We start from the raw sequence: 4,738 nt of genomic DNA, 5'->3' as shown, positions 1-4,738 counted from the left end.
CCCCCTCCCCCCGCCGCGGGCGGCCCGGGCGCCGCACGGCCCGCGGCCCCAGCCCGCCGCGGCCGGGCGCACCCGCGCCCCCCCCCCCCCCCCCCCGCCCCCCCCCACTACAGATGCGGCTTCAACCGCCTGGCTTGGCAGTCTCTATGACTACGCCCATCTGCTTGCCGGCTTCGGCCAGCCTCACCTTCTTTCCGTCACTGCGGGCGATCAGATAATCCGCCGCCACCCAGCCACTTTTGCCCTCGGCACGCACGTTGCACCATTGCAGGTCGGCCAGGCAGCGCTGCACTTCCACCGTGGTGCCCACCGGCAATACCGCCAGGCGCTCGGCACGCTGGTCCGGCGCGCTGCGCAGGTTCAGGCCATTGCTGACCTGGGCGGCAGGCTCGTTGATCTGCGGCTGGAACCACAGCACCACGCCGATGATCGCCGCAGCCGCAGCGATACGCAGATACAGGCGGGGCTTGCCGTCGGTGGACTTGAACAACCTGTGCATGGCGAGTGCGGCGGGACCGGTGCGGCCAGATGAAGGATCTATGGTGACACGTCAAACTTGAACCCGCGCCGTTGCGGACCCATCGCGTTCAGGCAGCACTGACATCCAGCGCTGTAAGCCGTGCAGCGCCTTCGCCTCTGGCAACTTCCAACCTGTACACCCCGGCATTGGGCACATGCATCCCGGTCTGGAAGGCACGGAATGCCTGCATGTCCGCAGGCCTGTTCACCGTCCGCCCTTGCAGGCGCCAGGCCAGCAGGCCGATCCAGATACCATGGCCAACGAATACGCTGCCGTCTTCGAAGTCATGCAGGCGAGCCAGGAAGGCCTCAACCCGAGCCGCGAAACCATCGAAGCTGTCGGCAACATCGCCGTCACGATGAGCAGGATCGCCGCGCTGCCAGTAGTCACGCGCCAACACCGCGACCTCGGCGGACACCTTGCCTTCGACAGTGGCAAGCGCCAGATAGCTGAACTCATCCAGCTCGGCGATCTCCTGTGCCTCAAGCCCGTGGGCATCGACGAAGTACGCCGCCGTCTGCCGGGCGCGCAGCATCTGCGAGCAGTACAGCCGCGCCGGCCGCAATGGCCAGCGCGCCAGAAGATCCTGCACTTGCTGCCGGCCCAAGGCGCTGAGCGGGATCTCCCGATCAGCCATGGCGAACGCACCCGCGTTGGCCATGCTCTGCCCATGCCGAACGAAGTAGAGCGTCCGCACTCGATCCGGGTCGGACGCCGTCTGCATCAGGCCGTCATGCCGCTATGTCGCAGAAGGGCATCAATCTGCGGCTCACGGCCACGGAAGGCGCGGAAATTCTCAGCCGCGCTGCGACTGCCGCCGCGTGACAGCACTTCCTCGCGGAAGCGTGCGCCGGTCTCGGCCAAGGCGTCTGGTGCTTCCTCGAACGCCGCATAGGCATCGGCACTGAGCACTTCGGCCCATTTGTAGCTGTAGTAACCGGCCGCATAGCCACCAGCAAAGATATGGCTGAACTGGTTGGCGAAGCGGTTCCAGGCCGGCGGGATGTTCACCGCCACCTCGCCGCGCACGCGTTCCAGCAGCTGCAGCACGCTTTCCTGCTCGGGCTGGTACTGGCTGTGCAGCAACATGTCGAACAGGCCGAACTCCAGCTGGCGCACGGTGAACATGCCGCTCTGGAAATTCTTCGCCGCCAGCATCTTGTCGAACAGTTCACGCGGCAGCGGCGCGCCGGTATCGACGTGCGCGGTCATCGCCTGTACCTGTTCCCACTCCCAGCAGAAGTTCTCCATGAACTGGCTGGGCAGCTCCACTGCATCCCACTCCACGCCATTGATGCCGGCCACCGCCAGCTCACCGATGCGGGTCAGCAACTGGTGCAGGCCGTGGCCCATTTCATGGAAGACGGTGGTGACTTCGTCGTGGCTGAAGGTCGCCGGTTTGCCATCATTGCCGCGGCCGAAATTGCAGACCAGATAGACCAGCGGCGTCTGCACGCCAGCAGCAGTAACGCGACGGTTGCGGCAGTCGTCCATCCAGGCGCCACCGCGCTTGCCTTCGCGCGCGTACAGGTCCATGTAGAACTGGCCAACCAGCGCGCCATCGGCATCCACCAGTCGATAGAAACGCACATCCTCGTGCCAGACCGGCGCGCTGTCCTGTTCCACCTTGAGGCCGTACAGACGCTCGATCACGCCGAACAGGCCGGCCAACACCTTGGGCTCGGTGAAGTACTGCTTCACTTCCTGCTCAGAGTAGCTGTAACGCGCCTGCTTGAGCTTCTCGGCCACATAGGCCAGGTCCCAGGCCTGCAGTTCACCCATGCCCAACTGCTCGCGGGCAAAAGCCTCCAGCTCGGCGCGGTCGCGCTGCGCATAGGGCTTGGCGCGTGCGGCCAGATCACGCAGGAAGCCCAGCACCTGCGGCGCATCACTGGCCATCTTGGTGGCAATGGAGTACTCGGCGTAGTTGTCGAAACCCAGCAATGCGGCCAGTTCGTTGCGCACGGCGAGAATGCGATCGATATTGCCGGTGTTGTCCAGCGCCGCATCACCGAACTCCGATGCGCGCACCGCATGCGCGCGATACAGCTGCTTGCGCAGCGCGCGGTTGTCGGCGTAGGTCTGCACCGGCAGATAGCACGGCATCTGCAGGGTCAGCTTGTACCCTTCGCGACCATCCTTCTGCGCGGCGGCGCGGGCGCTGGCAACCACGTCATCGGGCAGGCCCAGCAGGTCGTCGGCTACATCCACGTAGAGCGCGAACGCATCGCCGGCATCGAGTACGTTCTGCGAGAACTTGGCCTGCAGGCCGGACAGTTCTTCCTGCAACTCGGCGAAACGCGCCTTGCCGGCGTCGTCCAGCTCGGCACCGCCGAGGCGGAAGTCGCGCAATGCATTTTCCAGCGCCTTGCGCTGTGCTTCGTCGTAACTGGCCGCTGCTGGCGCCGCAGCCAGCAGCTTGTACTGCGCGTACAGCGCCGGGTTCTGCGCGACCGAGCTGCCGAAGCGGCTGATCTTCGGCAGATTCGCGTTGTAGACCTCGCGTAGCTCCGGCGTATTGACCACCGCCTGCAGGTGCGAGACCTGGCCCCAGGCGCGATACAAGCGCTCGGTAGCATCGTCCAGCGGCACCACGAAGTTCTCCCAGCTCACCGGCGCCACGGCTTCTGCGGCTTTCACCGCGGCCTCGGCTTCGGCCAGCAGCGTATCGACGGCCGGAGTGACGTGTTCAGCGCGGATCGCGTCGAAACGCGGCAGGCCGGAGAAATCGTGCAGGGGATTGGTGGTGTTCACAACATTCCTTCAAACAGTTCCGGCTATGCCGGCATCAAACCTGATATGGCGACGCTTCCAGCCAGGCACAAGGCAGGACCGGCATGCCCTGTCCAGCCACGGCCGAGGCCACCACCGCATCGGCACCGTCCACGTCGATGCCCTGCTGGCGGTACCAGTCCGGGTTGTAATAGCTGTGCGCGTAGCGTTCGCCAGCATCGCAGAGGATGCTGACAATGGAACCGTCTCGGCCAGCCGCGCGCATCTGCTGTGCGGCATACAGCACGCCGATGAAATTGGTGCCGGTGGAGCCGCCAACACGCCGCCCCAAGGTGGCACTGACATGGCGCATCGCAGCCAGGCTCAGCGCATCACTCACCTTCACCATCGCATCGACGCAGGTAGGTATGAAACTGCGCTCCACGCGCGGACGGCCAATGCCTTCCACGCGCGAGCCGCCTTCGCAGGTCATGTCACGCCAGTCGCGACCTTCGAGCGCAGCGCAGTAGCCGTCGTAGAAGATCGACACCTCAGGGTCCGCGCACAGGATGCGGGTGTCGTGGCGGCGGTAGCTGACGTAACGGCCCAGGGTAGCGGCGGTGCCGCCGGTGCCGGGGCTGCAGACAATCCATTCCGGCACCGGATGCGGTTCTTCGGCCATCTGCTTGAAGATGGACTCGGCGATGTTGTTGTTGGCGCGCCAATCGGTGGCGCGTTCGGCGTAGGTGAACTGGTCCATGAAGTGGCCGCCGGTTTCGCGCGCCAATCGTTCGGATTCGCAATTCAGGTCGCAGGCGCGCTGCACCAGATGGCAGCGGCCGCCATGGAATTCGATGGCGGCGATCTTTTCCGGCGAGGTGCTGGCCGGGATCACCGCGATGAACGGCAGGCCCAGCAGACGTGCGAAGTAGGCCTCCGATACCGCGGTGGAGCCGCTGGAGGCCTCGATCACCGGGCAACCCTCGCGCAACCAGCCATTGGCCAGCGCGTACAGGAACAGCGAGCGGGCAAGCCGATGCTTGAGACTGCCGGTCGGGTGACTGGATTCATCCTTCAGATAGACATCGATACCCGGGAAGCCCGGCAGGTCGATGGGAATCAGATGGGTATCGGCCGAACGGTTGTAGTCGGCTTCAATCTTGTGGATGGCCGCCGCCACCCAATCACGCTGAGACATGGATCGCCACTTCTTGGTGAATGCTGGAGTGGATTCTACTTGGTTGGGCAAAACCGAGGTCAAAGTGCGGTTTCGTTCCGAAACCTCACTTTGACCTCGGTTTTTCCTTGGCTTCGGCTTTCGCCCTTCCCTCACATTCAAGCAAAAGCAGGGCCCAGAGCGATTCCCGCCTCCGCGGGAATGACGATCTGAAACACTCTCGGGAGTAAAAACCGGGGTGGGGGGGGGGGGGGGGGGGGACCCCCCGCGGGGGCCCGGGGTTGAGGGGCGCAAACGCGCCCCCCCCCCCGCGGGGGGGGGGGTTGGTG

At 65.0% G+C, this 4,738-nt stretch carries 4 protein-coding genes; all 4 read right to left on the bottom strand.

Annotated elements, in window-relative coordinates:
• Window positions 1-121: 121 nt before the first annotated feature.
• Entirely contained in the window at window positions 122-499 is a 378-nt protein-coding gene (locus ACVOLQ_RS22245; RefSeq protein ID WP_313173294.1) for an SH3 domain-containing protein, read from the bottom strand.
• 88 nt (window positions 500-587) lie between these two features.
• The gene (locus ACVOLQ_RS22240; RefSeq protein WP_481529334.1) at window positions 588-1,244 is read right to left on the bottom strand and encodes a histidine phosphatase family protein; all 657 of its coding nucleotides are present in this window, start codon (window positions 1,242-1,244) and stop codon (window positions 588-590) included.
• Window positions 1,244-3,274 carry a M3 family metallopeptidase gene (locus ACVOLQ_RS22235; protein WP_481529333.1) on the bottom strand — a complete coding sequence of 677 codons (2,031 nt, stop codon included), beginning with the start codon at window positions 3,272-3,274 and terminating at the stop codon, window positions 1,244-1,246. Before ACVOLQ_RS22235 ends, ACVOLQ_RS22240 begins: the two co-directional genes overlap by 1 nt.
• Window positions 3,275-3,308: 34 nt before the next feature.
• Window positions 3,309-4,430 carry a PLP-dependent cysteine synthase family protein gene (locus tag ACVOLQ_RS22230; protein ID WP_313173297.1) on the bottom strand — a complete coding sequence of 374 codons (1,122 nt, stop codon included), beginning with the start codon at window positions 4,428-4,430 and terminating at the stop codon, window positions 3,309-3,311.
• Between the last annotated feature and the right edge of the window lie 308 nt (window positions 4,431-4,738).

This window comes from Stenotrophomonas sp. STEN031 (genome assembly GCF_056759975.1).
Note: the sequence above shows the minus strand (reverse complement) of the source record. Positions and strands in the feature narration are given on the sequence as shown.

Coding starts and splice junctions, on each gene's coding strand:
- ACVOLQ_RS22245 (WP_313173294.1), bottom strand. CDS start 499: ATGCACAGGTTGTTCAAGTCCACCGACGGCAAGCCCCGCCTGTATCTG.
- ACVOLQ_RS22240 (WP_481529334.1), bottom strand. CDS start 1,244: ATGCAGACGGCGTCCGACCCGGATCGAGTGCGGACGCTCTACTTCGTT.
- ACVOLQ_RS22230 (WP_313173297.1), bottom strand. CDS start 4,430: ATGTCTCAGCGTGATTGGGTGGCGGCGGCCATCCACAAGATTGAAGCC.